Here is a 16,600-nt window from a genome sequence, read left to right as displayed (position 1 = left end):
GATGTTCATAGCGATTTGGCCAGGCGGTACAGCAGGAAGGCGCCGGTCAACTCCAGCGCCAGCGCGATCAGCAGGATCTTGTGGCCCAGTGGGTCATGCAGCACCGGCTGGAAAAATTCGGGGCTGGAGATCGCCATCAGCACCGCGCTGGCCGGTGGCAGGAGGCCCAGTACCCACGCCGACATGCGGGTTTCAGAAGTGGTTGCGGCCAGTTCCTGCTGCGCCTGTTCCAGGTCACGCATGAAGTCGCCCATGCGCTGCAGGATCTGGTCGGCACGGCCACCGATGCGCACGCTGACGCCCATCACCACCGCCAGCACCTTCAGCACGTCCATGCGGTAGGGCTGTGCGGCCAGGTTGAGCGCACGGTCAAGGTCCATGCCGCCACGTGCATAGCGCACCGTGGTGTCGAGCAGGCCGCGCAGCGGCGCGTTGGTCTGCATCGACGCGACCTGGAAGGCAGCCTGCAGGCTGTTGCCGAGCGCGGTAAGGCGCACCAGGTTGTCGAGGAAGTCCGGCAGCTGGTGCAGCAGCTGCGCCTGCAGCTTGCCGATACGGCGCATCAGCCACAGCCAGCAGCCCAGCAGGTACAGCAGCAGGGTCAGCGGGAACATCCAGAAGGTGCCCAGGCGCAACACTGCGAACGCGGACAGGGCGATGCCCGGCAGCAGCATCAGCAGCGGCAGCTTCCAGCCCGGTGCCAGGCCGGCACGCTGCAGCAGCCCGTTCCAGGGCAGGGCGCGGCGACCCGGCGCTGGCAGCGGCGCCTGCCGTGCTGCATCGGCCGGCGCGGCGGCAGCGCCGGTGCCGCGCGCCAGCTGCTGCTCGGCATGCTGCAGCGAGGCCTGGCGCTGTTCGCGGCTGCTGGCCGTCCCCCACAGCCACACCGCCAGCGCCAGCAGCACCGACACGATGCTCAGCACACCCAGCAGCAGGCCGGTACCCATGCTCAGAAGTCTCCGTACAGGGATTCGCGCAGCAACTGCCGGAACGGCTCCAGCTTGTACGAATGTGGCTGGAAGCCGAGGCCGATCCAACGGTCGATCTCCTTGCCGCTGCCGTCGATCTGCACTTCGTGGCGGAACATCTCCTGGGTGGTGATCAGGTTGTCGCTGACGCCGGTGATTTCAGTGATGGATACCAGCACCCGGCGGCCGCTGCCCAGGCGCGAGATCTGCACGATGAAGTCGATGGCACTGGCGATCTGCCGGCGCAGGCTGTCTTCGCTGCCCTGGAAGCCGGCGAAGCCGGCCAGCATCTCGATGCGGTACAGGCAGTCGCGCGGTGAATTTGCGTGGATGGTGGCCATCGATCCGTCATGGCCGGTGTTCATCGCCTGCAGCATCTCCAGCACCTCGGCGCCACGCACTTCGCCGACCACGATGCGGTCCGGGCGCATGCGCAGGCTGTTGCGCACCAGGTCGCGGATGCTGACCGCGCCCTGGCCTTCGGCGCCACCGATGCGGCTCTCCAGGCGCACCACATGCGGGTGGTTGAGCGAGAGCTCGGCGGTGTCTTCCACGGTGATGACGCGTTCGTTGGCCGGCACATAGCTGGCCAGCGCATTGAGCAGCGAGGTCTTGCCCGAGCTGGTGCCACCTGACACCAGGATGTTGCAGCGGCCCAGCACCATCGCCTTCAGCAGCGCCTGCATCGGCGCATCGAAGGTGCCCTTGGCCAGCAGTTCGTCGGGGGTGAACGGATCCTTGCGGAACTTGCGGATGGACACCATCGGCCCGTCCACCGCCAGTGGCGAGATGATCGCGTTGAGGCGGCCACCATTGGGCAGGCGTGCATCGACCATCGGATTGGAATCATCCAGGCGGCGGCCGAGCGGGGCGATGATGCGGCGCAGGATGCGCAGCAGGTGGGTGTCATCGGTGAAGCGCTGTGGCGCGCGTTTGAGCTGCCCGCCCTGGGAGACATGCACATCCTTGAAGCCATTGATCAGGATGTCTTCGATGGTGGGGTCATGCAGCAGGTCATCGAGCGGGCCGAACCCGGTCAGCTCCTTGACCAGGCCTTCGGCCACCACCTGCATTTCTTCTTCGTTGATGGGGATGCGCCATTCCTGGATGAAACTGACCGTCTGCACTTCCACCCAGCGGGCGATGGTGTCGGGGGCCCAGGAATCGATGTCGATGCGCTCGTCTTCGATGCTGTTGAGCAGATGCTCGTGCGCGGCCGACAGCACCTTCTGGTACTGCTCGGTCTGTGCGAACGGCAGGCTGCCCGGTGCATGCTCCGGCACCGTGCTGCGGGCGACAACGTGCGGGAACGGGGTCACTTTGTCTTCCATTGCGATCCACCCAGGGCAAGGGCAAGTCTTTCCCGCAGGCCGTGCGCCTGGACCGGGCAGGCAGCCGGATCCAGGTGTTGCACCAGCGGGGCGAGGGCACGCAGGTACGGGTCGCGCGGCGCATCCTGCAGCAGCAGATGGCCATGGCTGGCGGAGGCGCGTACCCGCGACCGCTCGGGCAGGGTGGCCAGCAGCGGCAGCTCGAAGCGGCGCGCGATCTGTTCGGGGCTCATGCCACTGTTGTCGTCGTGGCGGTTGATCACCAGCTGCAGTCGCTTCTCGCGGTCGCGCTGGCCGGAAAGGTGCTTCAGGGCGTGGTCCAGCGACACCAGGGTGGCGATCGATGCGTCGGCCACCAGCCAGATTTCATCGGCCTGGTCCAGCAGCAGCGGTGGCAGCTGCCGCAGCGGGCAGCCACCGGCATCGCACAGTACGCTGGAAAACACGCCGCGCAGTCGTTGCAGCAGCGCACCAGGATCGGAGGGCGGCAGTGCGTCGCTGCCGCTGGCACGGTCGAGCAGGACCAGCCCGCTGGTGTGCCGGGCCATCGCCGTGCGGGCCAGGGTGGCATCGATGCGGCTGGCATTGCGCAGCGCGTCTTCGTAGTGGAAGCGGCTGTCCAGGTTGAGGTACAGGGCGAGGTCGCCGGCCGGCTGCGCCAGCTCCATCAGCAGCCCGTCCTGCACGGCGGCATCGCCCTGGGCCAGGGTGCGGGTCTGCTGTGCGAGCACCGACAGGTGTGCGGCCAACGTGCTGGTGCCGACGCCGGCGCGCACGCCCAGCAGCACGATCAGGCGCGCCTTGTGCGCCTGCTGTGCGCTTGCGGCGGGGCGCGGTGACAAAGCGCGACGCAGGGCGGCTTCGATGCCGGTGTTGTCACTGTCCAGGTCCAGTACATCGCGCAGGCCGGCGCGCAGCGCCATCACCACGCCTTCCACCTGGCCGGCGCTGGTGGCGCCCACGGCCACCAGAGTCAATTCGGGTTGGGTCTGCTGCAGTTGCTGCGCCAGTACCGTCGATGCCGAGGCATGCTCCGGGCGGAAGTCCAGCAGCACCAGGTTCTGCGGGCCACGCTGCAGGTCCTGGGCCGAGGTCGGCTCGCTGCTGTCCTGCCAGTGCAGTGCCGTGGCCGGCGGCAGCTTGGCAGCCAGGCGCGGAAGCAGTTCACGGTCGATCCCGTACAGGACCAGGTTCATCGGTGGTCCTTGCGGGTGCAGCGGCAGGGCAGTGGCGTAGGGCATGGGCGTAGTACCGGAGACGTCATGCAGGTCAGCGCGAGAAACCGGGAACCGGATCGCGGCTGATCGGGCCAAGCAGCCACGCGCCCCATTCGGGCATGTTCGGCTTGGCTTCGCGATCGCCGGGCAGCGGCAGTTCGGTATTGCGGGCAATCGGCTGTACCAACCGCGGGGTGACGATGATCACCAGTTCCTTGTCCTGGCGCTTGTAGTCGAAGTTGCGGAAGAACGTACCGATGATCGGCAGGTCGCCGAGCAGCGGAATCTTGTTGACCGTCGAGGCCACGGTGGAGCTGACCAGGCCGCCGATGACGAAACTCTCACCATCGCCAAGCTCGACGGTGGTGTCGGCGCGGCGGGTGGTGATCGAAGGGATCTGCACGCCGTTGAGCGCGATCGCATTGGTGTAGTCCAGGTCGCTGGCTTCCGGGGCAACCTTCAACGCAATGCGGTTCGGTGAGAGCACCGTGGGAGTAACGGTGAGGCCGATGCCGAAGGGCTTGTAGGTGACCGTGGTCGTGCCGAGCCCCTGTGGCTCCAGGATTGGCAGTTCGCCACCGGCCAGGAAGCTGGCGCTCTGCCCGGACAGCGCGACGAGGGTGGGCTCGGCCAGCACGCGCGCCATGCCGTTGGCCTGCAGCAGGTCGACATCGGCGTTCCACAAACCCTTGGTCGAACCGAACACCAGCCTGAACGCCGAGGAGATCGGGGACTCGCTTTCGTTGCTGGACTCACCTTCCTTCATGCCAGGCAGGATGCCGGTGTTGCCTGGCAGCTGCCCGCCCGGTCGGGCGAATCCATAGGCGAAACCACCGTTGCGGTTCTGGAAGTTGATGCCGATCTGCTTCAGCGCGGTCTTGTTGAACTCGACCACCTTCACCTCGACCTGCACTACGCCGCCGCTGCTGATGGTGGAGGCATCGGCCAGGCTGCCGTCCTTGCCGAGCGCCATCACCGCGGTCTTCTGCTCCTGCATGTGCGCCAGCACGCTGTCGCTGCTTCCCTGCAGCAGCCCCTGCTGGTCCTGCTGGGTGAACACCAGCCCGCTGGAGCCGGCATCGGCGGCGCCCTGCACGGCACTCTGCACCCGCACCTGCACGCGCTGCGGTTCGCTTTGCTTGCGGTGCCACAGCAGCAGGGTGGTGGTGCCCGGTGCCTTGCCTACCAGCAGCGCCTGGCGTGCGCCGCGCAGCATCACGATGTCAGCCACGCCGGGGTCGGCGATGGCAACCCGTTCCAGATCGGCCGGCAGCGTCCATGGCCGCTGTTCGCGGGTCTGCAGCAGCAGATCGTCGGCAGCCACGCTCGCACCCGGTGCCAGCAGCACCAGCAGCAGGGCCAGCCAGCGCTGGCGGACAGTGGGGCGTAGGCGGTGGCGACGTTCAGTCATGTGCGCTCTCGGCAAGGGTCAAAGGGAGCCACGGGGGGCAGCAGTGTCACCGCGGATGATTTCGATGCCCGCCGGTCGCGGCGTCGAGCGACGCTGCACCGGTGCACGCGCCGGCGTTTCGTGGACGCTGCGCTGCACGCTGCTGCCGCGGCCAGCCAGCGCATCGCCATCCAGGCCGGCGTAGGCGTTGTTCTCCGGTCGCTGCAGGGCCTGCTGTTGCTCGTTGTCCAGGCCGCGCACCGGGTCCAGCACGCCGCGCGCCTGTGGGAACAGCGCCACATCCGGCAGGCCGGTATCGGCGGGATTGCGCAGGGCGAGGAACAGCTTGCCCTGCTGTGCGCCGAGCAGCAGGCGGTTGGCGTCGGCCACCGGCACCGCCAGCACCGCGGTGCGTGCGGGCTGCGTGGCGTCGCTGCCGTTTCCGTTGCTGTGGGCGCTGCTGGAACCGCTGGTGATATCGGCTGCACGTGAGTCGTTGCCTGCCGTGGCCGGGGCCTCGCCCTGGCTGCCCGTCGGGGCTGCCGCGATATCCTGCTGTCCGTAGCTGAGCACGCGCAGGCGTGACAGCAGCAACCGCGTCTGTGCGATGTCCTGCTGGCCGTTGTAGCTGGTAGCGGCGCTGCGCAGGTTGAGGAAGACGTCGACGAAATCACCGGGCAGGATGCGGTTGCCGGCCGCGACCAGCTCATCGACCGGCACCGCCAATGCCCGTTCACCCGGCCGCAGCTGCAGCGAGAATCCCTGTGCGAGCAGGCTGGCAGCAATCGCGCTGCCTTCGCTGATGTCCTGCACCGGCACCTTGCCAACCACCGCCGCCAGGTCGTTCACCGCTCCCGGCACTTCCGCGGTGCGTTGGGTCAGCCGCACGCCATTGGCGCTGATCGGCTCGCCGGCGGGTAGCCGCGCGGTGGCTTCAACGACACTGAAGGTCTGCGCATCGGCCTTCACGATCGTGCTCGGGTTGTCCGCCGAGGCCGCAGGCTTGCGCCCGATCACGAAGGCCACCACGGCCAGCAGCACGGCGAGCGCGATCAGTGCGATGGCGGCGATGCGGGTCAACTTGAGCATGAAGAACGTCTCCTGTACCGATCGTCAGTTGCTGCCAAGGTCCAGCTGGGCGACCGCGACGCTGCGGATGGGGGCCTGCATCACCCAGCCATAGAGCGTGGCGGTGCCGGGCAGGAAGGGATGGGATGCATAGTCGTAGCTCACCGTCACGGTCATGCATTGCACCGTCGCCAAGCCGGCGCAGGGCGCCTGCGGCGAGACCACGATGGCGCCGGTGCCGCCGCCGCTGCAGTCCGGGTTCTGCCCGGAAAACTGCAACAGCCATTGCATGGAGCGGCGGGCCGCCAGGCAGGCGGCGGTGCGCCGCTCGCCGGCGTTGCCAAAGCGCAGCGAAGCACGCGCGCCCTCGGCCGAGGCTGTCGCCAGCGTCTGCTGCGCGGCCATGATCAGCACGCCGGAAAAGGTGAGCAGCAGCAGCGGCACCAGGCCGAGCAGCAGCATCAACGCGAATTCGATGCTGGCCACGCCGCGTTGGCGTTGGCGTTGGCGTGCGAACGCTTTCATGCGACGCCTCCATAGGTGGTTGCCAACACCCAGCCAATCGCCGCGAAGGCCAGGTAGGCTGCGTAGGGAATGCCCTGTCGCCCCTCGCGCGCGGCATGCAGTTCGCGCAGGGCAGGGTGGCCAGTCAAGTGCGTGCTGGCGCGGTTTACCTGCATCTGCAGGCGCAGCGGCAGGTGACCGGCCAACTGCCGGCCGGCCAGCACCAGCACGGCGTGGGCGCCTGCGGCCAGGCTGGCCAGCACCCACACCGGCAGCAATGCCTTCCAGCCCAGCAGCAGGCCGAGCACGGCGAAGAACTTCACGTCGCCGGCGCCCATCCAGCGCACCGCATAGAACGGCAGCAATGCCAGCAGGCCAACGACGGCGCCCAGCAGGTGTGGCGCCCAGGCCGTGGGCGTGGCATTGAACTGGCCGGCGATGATCAGGGGCACGGCGATCGCGCACGCGGCCAGCAGCCAGGTGTTGGGCACGCGGCGGGCGTACAGATCGCTGATCGCGATCCGCAGGCACACTCCCATGGCCAGCAATCCCAGCAGTGTCATCGCACACCCTCGTTGTCCGTCGCTGGACAGTTGCAGAACCCCTCATAGGCCACCGCGGCCGCCATCGAAGCGACCGCAGGTGCTGCACCCTGCGCGCTGGCTAGGTGGTGGTGGCGTCGGTGGCAATGGCCTGCAGGCGGGTGAACAACGTGGTGAAGAACGCGGTGATCTGGGTTCTGCCCACCACGATCAGGATGCCGGCGATCACGGCGGCCAGCAGCCCGTATTCGAGCGCGGTCACGCCATCTTCTTCTTTCAGGAACTTGCGGATCGATGCGTTCATGACGGTTGTCTCCCTCTACCTGTCAGTTGCTGCAGGACACCTGCATGGGCGGTGGCCCGGCTCCGCCGGGACCGTCCGTAGGCCCCCGCCATCCTGGCGGAGGAGGCACGGCGGGCAATCCCGCTGTGCTCAAGCAGGGTGATCATTCCCGGGCAGGGCAGCGGCCGCGCAACCACGACCACCCAGCTCCAGGCCGGTGGTCGAGACGGTATCTCGTACGTGCATGGTCATGCTGTCCCCCTGGGTGTGGCCGCTGTCCGCGTGCCCGATCACCGTGTATTCGACTTTGCCTGAATGGCGGTTCCCTGCAACCGGAACCTATATGCAAATTCGGCAGATTCGCTGGATGCCTGAATATTCCGGCGCGGATCTGTGACGTAAATCCGTTCCTGCGCAAAACCATTCATGGTCGTGCAGATAATGTGATGCCCGCCCGCGCATGCGAAAACCATGCCATCGACGCGCACATTTTCTTCACGCAATCGATAATTCCGCAGCGTCGAAACATCCTGTTTACGGCTGTCGATTATCGGGCATACTCGCATTCAAGGTTTTGCATTTTCAGGGAGGGACGCGCGCGCATCGCAGCGTCCATCTCGGCAACGGACGATGCTCTTGGAAACGGCGTGCGCCCTGTCAGGCAGTGGGGGCGGGGTCGTGCGGCAGGCCAAACGGGGGACGACACTGTCATGGTCGATGGTGGGGTGGAAGACAACGACGACGGCGATCTCAGGTCGATCGACCTGGCCACGCTGAGCGGCGTGCTCCGCGTGTGCGATGTGGAACTGTTGCTGCTGGATGGCAATGGTCCGCGCGCGGCATTCGCTTCGCGCGTACACGAGGAAGCCCTGTTCTGCAGCATTACCTGTGGCTTCCACTGCCGCGGCCGCTTCATGCTGCCGCCGGACTGGGCAATGCTCGGCTACCTGCACACCACCGATGATGCATTGAGCTGGTGCCATGGCGTGCCGCTGACGCCGGGCATGGCCTTGACCGTGATGCCTGAAGGCATCAGTGAATTCACTCTCAGCCCTGGTACCCAGATGACGCTGATGCTGGTGCCGGTCGCGCGCGTGCAGCGCAAGTTGACCGAGCTGAGCCTGCGCAGCACGCCACCGGCGGGGCAGGCGCTTTCATTGTTCAACCTTGGCGATGATGCGATGCCGTTGGTACGCCATTACCAGCAACTGCACGCGCAGCTGGGGCAGGGCGGTGGGCTGCAGCCGGAAGAAACCGAGCGCCTGCTGCACGAGCATGTCCAGGCGCTGCTCGGTGCCGGCCCAGCCGATCGGCCCAGTTGCAGCCGCGCCCGCCGCACGCATTACCTGATCGCGCAGCGGGCGGAGAATTTCATGCGCCTCAATCTTCGCCGCAATATCTACATGAATGAAATCTGCGATGCCGCCGGCGTCAGCGAGCGTGGCCTGCGCTATGCGTTCGAGGATCTGTTCGGCACCTCGCCCAATCGCTACCTGTCGATGCTGCGGCTGTGCGCGGCCTGCCGCAGCCTGTCGATGGCCGATTCCAACCGGCGCTCGGTCAAGGCCATCGCCCTCAGTTGCGGGCTGTGGGATCTTTCCCGCTTTGCCGACAACTACCGGAAAGTGTTCGGCGAACTGCCACGTGACACGTTGATGCGCGCGCCGGCACAGCTCGGCCAGCCAGCCTGAGGGGTATCGGCCGGGCTGCCGCCCGGCACCCGCAGAGGCAAGGGCAACGGCAACTGCCGAAAGCAAAAGCAGGTTTCCTGTGGAATGGCGGGGTGGGTCCGGTTGCGGGGGGCGCCGTAAACCCCCATACCGGCCCAGCCGCTGGCGGCTGTGCGTTCGGGCGCTTGCGAAGCAGTGCTTCGCAAGCAAAGCGCCCTCACCCTTGGGGGCTTGGCCGCGGCATCCATGCCGCGGACACCCCCGCAACCGGACCCACCCCGCCTTCGACAGTTTCCCGCGCGCTTTGGATGTAGCGCCGGGCCATGCCCGGCCGAGGGAAAGTCGGATCATCAATTTCGATTTAGATCGAAATAATCACTGAAAATCAAAGATCGATCATGTCGACAGTGAATGCACGACGGCAGATCCAACCGTCGTGGGGAAACTGTCACAGGTGGGGCGGTGTGGGCTTGCAGGACCGTTGGCGCCATGGATGGCGCCATCGAGCCCCCATGGACGGGTTTACGGCGTGTCCTGCAAGCCCACACCGCCCCGCCAACCCGCAGAAAACCCAGAGCCGGCTGTTGCTTTGGCTTTGGCTTTGGCTTTGGTTTTCGCCTCTGCGGGTGCCGGGCGGCAGCCCGGCCAGCCCTCCCTGCCGGATTTGCATATGTGGCTGCCGAATCCGGCCGTGGATTTGCCGGAATGCGCAATTGCCCTGCCGGAATGAAGTGCGCAGCCCTCGCTGAAAGGCGCGAAATGTCAGTCACCTGCCTAACGGCAAGTCCACTGACATTCAAGTTGTCCGCCTACGGGGGAAATGCTCATGAACCGCATCTACCGGCGTGTATGGAACCGCCAGCTCAATGCTCTGGTTGTGGCCTCGGAACTGGCCACCGGCGATAGCGGTGGTACCGCACCGCGCGACCGTCGTGCCAGCCTTCTGGTGCCCAGCACCCTGGCCATGGCACTGCTGTGCGTGCTGGCCAGCGGACCTGCGGCGGCGACAGAGGCCAATCAATCGCTGCGCGACCTGCAGGCGCTGGCGGCCAAGTACACCCAGCCGATGCCGGTGAAGGTGGATGCCGAAGTGGCGCTGGCCGCGGCTGCACGACAGGCCCAGGCGAACCCGGCGATCAGTGCCAACGCACGCGTCGGCCTGCAGCTGAGCACATCGTCATTGCCGGTCGTGCGCGACGTGCTGCCGGCCACCGTGCAGGTCAAGCTGGCGGCCGGCGCCGCGCCGCGCCAGGTGCCTGCACCGGCGCTGGGCGCAGAAATTCGCGCCAACATCGGCGTTGCCACTGCAGCCGCTACCCGTGTTGATGCCGCGCTTGCCGCGAACGTCGCACCGGCTGCACAGGCGCCGTTGGATCTGGCTGCCAACGCGGCAGCAAAGGCCGATGTCGGTGTCGCCGGCAAGCCGGTTGCCAGTGTTCACGCCGGCACCCAGGTTGCCGCCGCAGCGGGTGCAACGCCGTCCGGCTTGAAGGCGGCCGTTGATGGCAAGGTCGATGCGCAGCTGGTCGTGGCCGGCAATCACATCGAAGGCCAAGGCCAGGCCGGGGCCACCGCAGCGGTCACATTGCCGGCCAAGGAAGAGCTGCCGGGTGACACCGATGACCGCGCGATCACCGCAGCGTTCGATACCGGCGTGGCAGGCAAGGTGCGGGTGCAGGGCAAGGACGGCGAGGAAATCGTCGCCGATCGCAATCTCAAGCTGGCCGGCACCGCAACCGTCGCCGCGCAGAACAGCGCGCTTGGCCTGGGCGGCCTGCTCAACGGCGTCGGCACTGCGCTCAACGGCGTTGGCAGCGCGGTCGGCAGCCTGCTCAATGGTGACCTCAATGGCACCGTCGGCAACCTGACCGGCGCCGTCGGTGGCCTGGTCGGCAATACCCTGGGCAGCCTCGGCCTGACCTCGCCGTCGGCCATTCCGCCGACCAGCCCGAAGGCGCCCGCCGCTGCCGACCCGAACGCGGGCCTGGTGATCGGTACCGGTGGCCTGGTGGGCGGTGTCACCGAACTGGTCGGACCGACCACCGCCAGCCTGTTCGGCGGCACCGGATACCTGTCCAACGGCAACCTGAAGCTCAGCACCGCCAACGTCATGCAGACCTATTCCACGGTCAACGTGCTCGGCCTGCCGGTGGTCAATGCAACGCCGGTTGGCACCACGCTCAACGGACTGGGCGGCGCGGTCACCGGTGGCAGCTCGCACCTGACCCTGATCGGTGGCGTCACCTCCGACAGCTACATCTACAACATCAACAACGGCAATCCCGGTGGCCTGCTCGGCCTGCTGCTGCCGACGGACTCGCCGGCCTGGGCGGCCAAGTGCCTGGACATCGCGCTGGCGGACATCTCCTGCTGGGCGGTCAACGCAGCTCAGGACTACCAGGTGCTGATGGGCGATGGCGCCTATGCCAACGGCTCCAAGGAAGTGGTGATCGGTGCCAACGCCCGCCATGAGCTGCCGAAGGTCGATGCCAACGTCGCCTTCCCCGGCGCGGGTGCGAATGATCCGAGCGATCCGACCGGTGTTCCCACCGCCGACTATGCAGCACGCATGGGGCACTCGGTTGTGGTCGGCGACAGTGCCAGCGGCACTGCCAACGGGCAGACCCTGCTCGGCGCAGAGAGTACCTCCAACCAGGCCAACTCGGTGGCGCTGGGCTACCGCTCGGCCGCACTGCGCGGCGCGCAGGCCAGCTACAGCGCCTATGGCCTGACCACGGCACAGGTGTCGGCGGGCGAAGTGTCGGTGGGCACCGCAGGCGGTGGCGAGCGGCAGATCACCAACCTGGCGGCCGGCAGCGCCAACACCGATGCCGTCAACGTGGCCCAGCTGAAGGGCGCGATCAGCCAGATCGATGCGGTCGGCGCGGCGGCGGTCACCTATGACCTGGATGGTGCAGGCGACCCCGACTACCGCCGTGTCACCCTCGGCAATGGCACCGGCACCACCACCATCGGCAACCTGGCCGCCGGCGCGGTCAACGCCACCAGCAGCGAGGCGGTCAATGGTGCGCAGCTGTTCGCCAGCAACGACACGATGGCAAAGTTCTTCGGCGGACGCGCAGCGTTCGATCCGCTCACCAGCACTTTCACTGCACCGCTGTTTGAGATCAGCACCATCTCCACCGGTGGCGCCGTGGCCCCGGGGCTGTATGACAACGTCACCGACGCCTTCGATGCGGTGGATGGTTCGCTGGTCAACCTCAACACCCAGATCAACGACATCCGCAACACCGGCACCCGGTACCTGCGGGTGAATTCGACCGGTGCCGACGCCGTGGCCAGCGGCGCCGAAGCGATCGCCGTCGGTGCCGGTGCCAGCGCAACCGCCGCCAACAGCATCGCGGTCGGTGCCGGCAGCCTGGCCGACCGGGCCAACAGCGTGTCGATCGGTGCCGCGGGCGCCGAACGCCAGGTCACCAACGTCGCCGCCGGCACCGCCAGCACCGATGCGGTCAACCTGGGTCAGCTGCAGGCTTCCGAAGAGGGCGCGCTGCGCTACGACCTCAACGGCGACGGCAGCGTCAACTACGCAAGTGCGACGCTCGGCCAGGCCGGCACCGCCACCACGCTGCGCAACCTCGGCCCGGGCCAGATCAGCGCGGCCAGCAGCGAAGCGATCAACGGTGCGCAGTTGTTCGCGGCCAACCAGACGGTGGCCACCCACCTCGGCGGCGGCGCTGCAGTGGATGCCAATGGCGTGGTCACCGCACCGACCTACACGCTCAACAACGTCGCCGCCAATGGCACGGTCAGCCAGGGCAGCTACAACGACGTCGGCACGGCCTTCGATGCGGTCAGCAATTCGCTGGCCAACGTGGCCGAGCAGACCGATGACCTGGACGCACGCGCCGTGAAGTACGACGTGGACGGGAGTGGCAACGTGGTCGATACCGTGACCCTCAGCGGTACCGGCGGTGCTCCGGTGAAAGTCACCAACGTGGCCGCCGGCAGCATCCTGGCGGGCAGCAGCGATGCCATCACCGGCGACCAGTTGTTCAGCACGCACCAGACGGTGGCCAGCTACTTCGGTGGCAGCACCGTGTACAACGGCAGCACCGGGCTGTGGACCGCGCCGACCTTCAACATCTCCACCATCGCCACCGATGGCACCATCACCGGCAACGACTACAGCAACGTCACCGCTGCGTTCTCTGCAGTGGACGGTTCGCTGCGGGTGCTCAACCAGCGCATCAGCAGCGGCGGCGGCAGCCCGTACCTGGCGGTCAACTCCACGGCTGCCGCAGCCACGGCCACCGGTGCCGAAGCACTGGCGGTCGGCCCGCAGGCCAGCGCAGCCGGTGCGGGCAGCGTAGCGGTCGGCAACGGTGCCAATGCCAGCGCGGGCAACAGTGTTGCTCTTGGTGCCGGTTCGGTGGCCAGCGTCGGTGCGCAGACCGGCTATACCGGTGCCTATGGCCAGGCCGGCGCCAGCAACTCGTCCGGTGAGGTGGCGGTGGGCAGCAGTGGCAGCGAGCGCAAGATCACCCACGTGGCCGATGGCTCCGACGACCACGATGCGACCAACGTCGGCCAGCTGAAGAACGGCGTGAACTACGCCATCGACCAGTCCAAGGCCTACACCGACCAGAAGATCCAGAACATCACCAACGTTGCCGGCAGCTTCCGCGCCAACAACAGCAACAACCTGGCCGACCCGGCCGCCACCGGCGCCAACTCCGCCGCAGGCGGTGCCGGCTCCACTGCGGCCGGGGCCAACTCGACCGCATTGGGCAACGGCTCGCAGGCGCAGGCAGACAACTCGGTGGCGCTGGGAGCGGGCTCGGTCGCCAACCGCGCCAATACGGTGTCGGTGGGTGCAGCCGGTGCCGAACGCCAGGTGGTCAACGTGGCCGATGGTTCGCAGGCGACCGATGCGGTCAACGTGCGCCAGCTGCAGGCTTCGCAGCAGGGCACGATCCGCTATGACACCACCACCAACGGCACCACCAACTACAACAGCGTGACCCTGGGCAGCACCAGCAGCGGCCCGACCACGGTGCGCAACGTCGCTGCCGGCACCGCCGGTACCGACGCGGTCAACGTCGACCAGCTGAAGTCGGGCATGGCGCAGACCCTGGACTGGTCCAAGGCCTACACCGATGAGCGCATGGGCGGCTTCGAACGCGACCTGCGCAAGACCGACAACCGCGCCTCGGCCGGTATCGCCTCGGCGATGGCAACCGCATCGCTGCCGCAGCCCAGCGAAGCCGGCCGCAACATGGCCTCGATCGCCGCCGGCAGCTACAACGGCGAATCCGGCGTGGCCCTGGGCATCTCCGGTGTCTCCGAGGGCGGTCGCTGGATCTACAAGTTCAGTGGTTCCACCAACAGCCGCGGCGAGGCCGGTGTGGCCGTCGGTGCCGGCATCCAGTGGTGATCGCCTGCGCCGGGTCGCATTCGCGGCCCGGCGCAGCGGGCAACGTCTACAGGGGGAATGACATGAAACCGCATCGCATCGCTCGCAGTGGCCGCGTCGCCGCCACGCTGGGCCTGATCCTGGCCGCGGGGCTGCTGGTTGCCTGCCGCAGCCACGCACCGGCCGCCGACGGCCCCGCCGACAGCACCGCCGTCACCTTCCCGGAGGCCAGCAAGGCATCGCTGAAGGAAGGCATCTATCCGGATATCGCCGACCTGCGCCGGTTCGCACCGGGCATGAGCAAGCGCCAGCTGTACACGCTGCTCGGCACCCCGCACTTCAACGAAGGCATGTGGGGCGTGCGCGAGTGGAACTACCTGTTCAACTTCCGCACCGCACAGGGCGCGGAGTACTTCACCTGCCAGTTCCAGGTGCGCTTCGACAACAAGGGCATCGCCCAGGGCGGCTACTGGAAGCCTGAATCGTGCGCAGCGGTCCTCGACCCGCCGCGTCCGCCGCCACCGCCGGCGCCGGCGCCCTTGCCGGAGCAGCCGCTGCGGCTGGCCGCCGATGCACTGTTCGGCTTCGACAGTGCCGTGCTCAGTGCCAGCGGCCAGCAGGCCGTGCAGGGTGTACTGGCGCAGGTGCGTGAGGCCAGCCAGGTGCAGTCGATCCAGGTGGTCGGCTACACCGACCGCATCGGCAGCGCTGCCTACAACCAGACGCTGTCGCAGCGACGTGCCGAGGCGGTGCGCATGGCGCTGGTACAGGGCGGCGTATCCGCGGCGAGCATCAGCGCTGAAGGACGGGGTGCTGCCGAACCGCTGGTGCAGTGCGACCAGCGCAACCGGCGCGAGCTGATCGCCTGCCTGGCGCCCAATCGCCGGGTGCAGATCGCAGGCGTGGCCCGATCGCACTGAATCCCCGCGCCGGGGCGTGCCCCGGCATCCCGAGTCCCCCCTGTTCCGCCGGCAGGACGTGGAAACGTCTCCCCCGTTTTCCACGCCTGCCGGTGGGCAGGTTTCTTCCCTGGTGCACCTGATGAATGCCCAATTCCTGCCCTTGTCCATGAAGACGGAAGCCACTCTCAGCGTGTACGGCCAGCTCGGCAACCATGCGGTCGTGCGCATTCCCGGGCGCCGGCTGCCGGGCCTCATCCTGCAGGCCGACACCGTTGCCGGCTTCCTCACCCAGCTGCAGGAAGCACAGGCGTGCCTGCGCAGCGGCCGCGCGCAGCGTGCCGACGCCGAGCTGGACATGCTGGTCGACATGCTCGAGCAGTGGTGCGCGCTGATCGAATCGCGCCTGGCCGATGCCGGCGAGGCCTTGTAGAGAAACAGGGGACGGCGGGGATCAAGTCGTTTCCCGCACAACCGGGGCATGAACGACTTGATCCCCTCCGTCCCCTGTTCTGTTGCTATGCGCGGGCGCGGATCATCCAGCAGGCGGTGTCCACCCGCACACGGTCACCTTCGATGAACGGTGCGAACGCGGTCAGCGCCTGCTGCAGCAGCGCTTCGGCGCGTGCGGCCGGCAACGCACGCAGGGCCAGACCCACAGGTCCGAGCTGGCCGACGTAGCTGGCCAGCGCATCACGGCTGAGGAAACAGGTCAGGTCCAGCGGCGCGATGTCCACGTCCTGCCATCCGGCACGCCGCAGCAGCCGGCGCACCCGTTCGCCATCGGCGAAAGCGAACTGCCCCGGTGCACCGGGTACCCGCGCCGGCAGCACCAGCTGGTCTGCAAGGGCGCGCTCGGCGGTGGTCATGAACGGATTCTCCTGCGCGCTGCGCCAGGCGATGCAGCGCAGGCCCGCGCCCGTTCGGGCAGCACGGTGCAGGTTGGCGAAGGCGGCCTGCGTGTCCTCGAAGAACATCACCCCGAAGCGCGACTGGATCCAATCGTAGTGCGCCGTTGCGAAGGGATGGCGCTGGGCATCGGCAACGATGAAGTCGATCCCGCGCCCGATCGCGGCGGCGCGCTGGCGGGCCAGGCCAAGCATCGGTGCGGAGATGTCCACGCCCGTGCAATGGGCGTCAGGGCGTGCTGCGGCGGCGCTCAGCGTACTGGCGCCGGTGCCGCAGCCCACGTCCAGCAGTTCCGTGACGGTAACCGGCAGCTCGTCGCGCAGGGCATCGGCCATCGGTTGGAACAGGCCGTCCAGCAGGGTCTGCTGCGCGACCCAGTTCTCGCCGGCGGCGCCGTTCCAGAGCGTGTTCTGATCGAGCGGGAGTGAATCGTCCATGGGCT

The 16,600-nt window shown here is 67.6% G+C and carries 13 protein-coding genes; 4 read left to right on the top strand and 9 right to left on the bottom strand.

The window, feature by feature from the left end:
• Nucleotides 1-5: 5 nt before the first annotated feature.
• The 8 genes from ACUXVE_RS01485 to ACUXVE_RS01450 form a co-directional block, all read right to left on the bottom strand.
• Nucleotides 6-947, bottom strand: coding sequence for a type II secretion system F family protein (locus ACUXVE_RS01485; protein ID WP_059064414.1), 942 nt, complete (start codon nucleotides 945-947; stop codon nucleotides 6-8).
• 2 nt (nucleotides 948-949) lie between these two features.
• The gene (locus ACUXVE_RS01480; protein WP_093818554.1) at nucleotides 950-2,299 is read right to left on the bottom strand and encodes a CpaF family protein; all 1,350 of its coding nucleotides are present in this window, start codon (nucleotides 2,297-2,299) and stop codon (nucleotides 950-952) included.
• Nucleotides 2,284-3,540: an AAA family ATPase gene (locus ACUXVE_RS01475; protein ID WP_093818553.1), complete on the bottom strand. Its 1,257-nt coding sequence runs from the start codon at nucleotides 3,538-3,540 to the stop codon at nucleotides 2,284-2,286. The genes ACUXVE_RS01480 and ACUXVE_RS01475 overlap by 16 nt, the downstream gene beginning before the upstream one ends.
• Before the next feature lie 28 nt (nucleotides 3,541-3,568).
• Nucleotides 3,569-4,927, bottom strand: a complete 1,359-nt coding sequence (locus ACUXVE_RS01470; protein ID WP_025878543.1) for a type II and III secretion system protein family protein — start codon at nucleotides 4,925-4,927, stop codon at nucleotides 3,569-3,571.
• Nucleotides 4,928-4,945: 18 nt separating this feature from the next.
• Entirely contained in the window at nucleotides 4,946-5,995 is a 1,050-nt protein-coding gene (gene cpaB / locus ACUXVE_RS01465; RefSeq protein ID WP_222389180.1) for a Flp pilus assembly protein CpaB, read from the bottom strand.
• A gap of 24 nt (nucleotides 5,996-6,019) precedes the next feature.
• A complete protein-coding gene (locus tag ACUXVE_RS01460; protein ID WP_093818550.1) occupies nucleotides 6,020-6,499 on the bottom strand; it encodes a TadE/TadG family type IV pilus assembly protein in 480 nt (159 codons plus the stop codon).
• Nucleotides 6,496-7,041 carry an A24 family peptidase gene (locus tag ACUXVE_RS01455; protein WP_093818549.1) on the bottom strand — a complete coding sequence of 182 codons (546 nt, stop codon included), beginning with the start codon at nucleotides 7,039-7,041 and terminating at the stop codon, nucleotides 6,496-6,498. Before ACUXVE_RS01455 ends, ACUXVE_RS01460 begins: the two co-directional genes overlap by 4 nt.
• Nucleotides 7,042-7,141: 100 nt before the next feature.
• On the bottom strand, nucleotides 7,142-7,324 hold the full coding sequence (locus ACUXVE_RS01450; protein ID WP_025878547.1) for a Flp family type IVb pilin: 183 nt from the start codon (nucleotides 7,322-7,324) through the stop codon (nucleotides 7,142-7,144).
• A gap of 689 nt (nucleotides 7,325-8,013) precedes the next feature.
• Between ACUXVE_RS01450 and ACUXVE_RS01445 the strand changes: the two genes are divergently transcribed.
• The 4 genes from ACUXVE_RS01445 to ACUXVE_RS01430 all read left to right on the top strand — a co-directional run bounded on the left by ACUXVE_RS01445 (nucleotide 8,014) and on the right by ACUXVE_RS01430 (nucleotide 15,682).
• Entirely contained in the window at nucleotides 8,014-8,994 is a 981-nt protein-coding gene (locus tag ACUXVE_RS01445) for an AraC family transcriptional regulator (RefSeq protein ID WP_025878548.1), read from the top strand.
• Between the two features lie 805 nt (nucleotides 8,995-9,799).
• Nucleotides 9,800-14,371, top strand: a complete 4,572-nt coding sequence (locus tag ACUXVE_RS01440; protein ID WP_445513668.1) for a YadA-like family protein — start codon at nucleotides 9,800-9,802, stop codon at nucleotides 14,369-14,371.
• Nucleotides 14,372-14,433: 62 nt separating this feature from the next.
• Entirely contained in the window at nucleotides 14,434-15,270 is an 837-nt protein-coding gene (locus ACUXVE_RS01435) for an OmpA family protein (RefSeq protein WP_025878550.1), read from the top strand.
• A 121-nt stretch (nucleotides 15,271-15,391) separates the two neighbouring features.
• A complete protein-coding gene (locus tag ACUXVE_RS01430; RefSeq protein ID WP_177177008.1) occupies nucleotides 15,392-15,682 on the top strand; it encodes a DUF6959 family protein in 291 nt (96 codons plus the stop codon).
• Nucleotides 15,683-15,767: 85 nt separating this feature from the next.
• Here ACUXVE_RS01430 and ACUXVE_RS01425 read toward each other — a convergent pair whose 3' ends face one another.
• Nucleotides 15,768-16,595 (bottom strand): class I SAM-dependent methyltransferase, encoded by an 828-nt coding sequence (locus tag ACUXVE_RS01425; RefSeq protein WP_445513667.1) that lies wholly within the window; start codon nucleotides 16,593-16,595, stop codon nucleotides 15,768-15,770.
• Nucleotides 16,596-16,600 lie beyond the last annotated feature (5 nt).

The organism is Stenotrophomonas sp. 3(2025), assembly GCF_052665395.1.
This window is presented reverse-complemented; position numbering and strand designations above follow the sequence as displayed.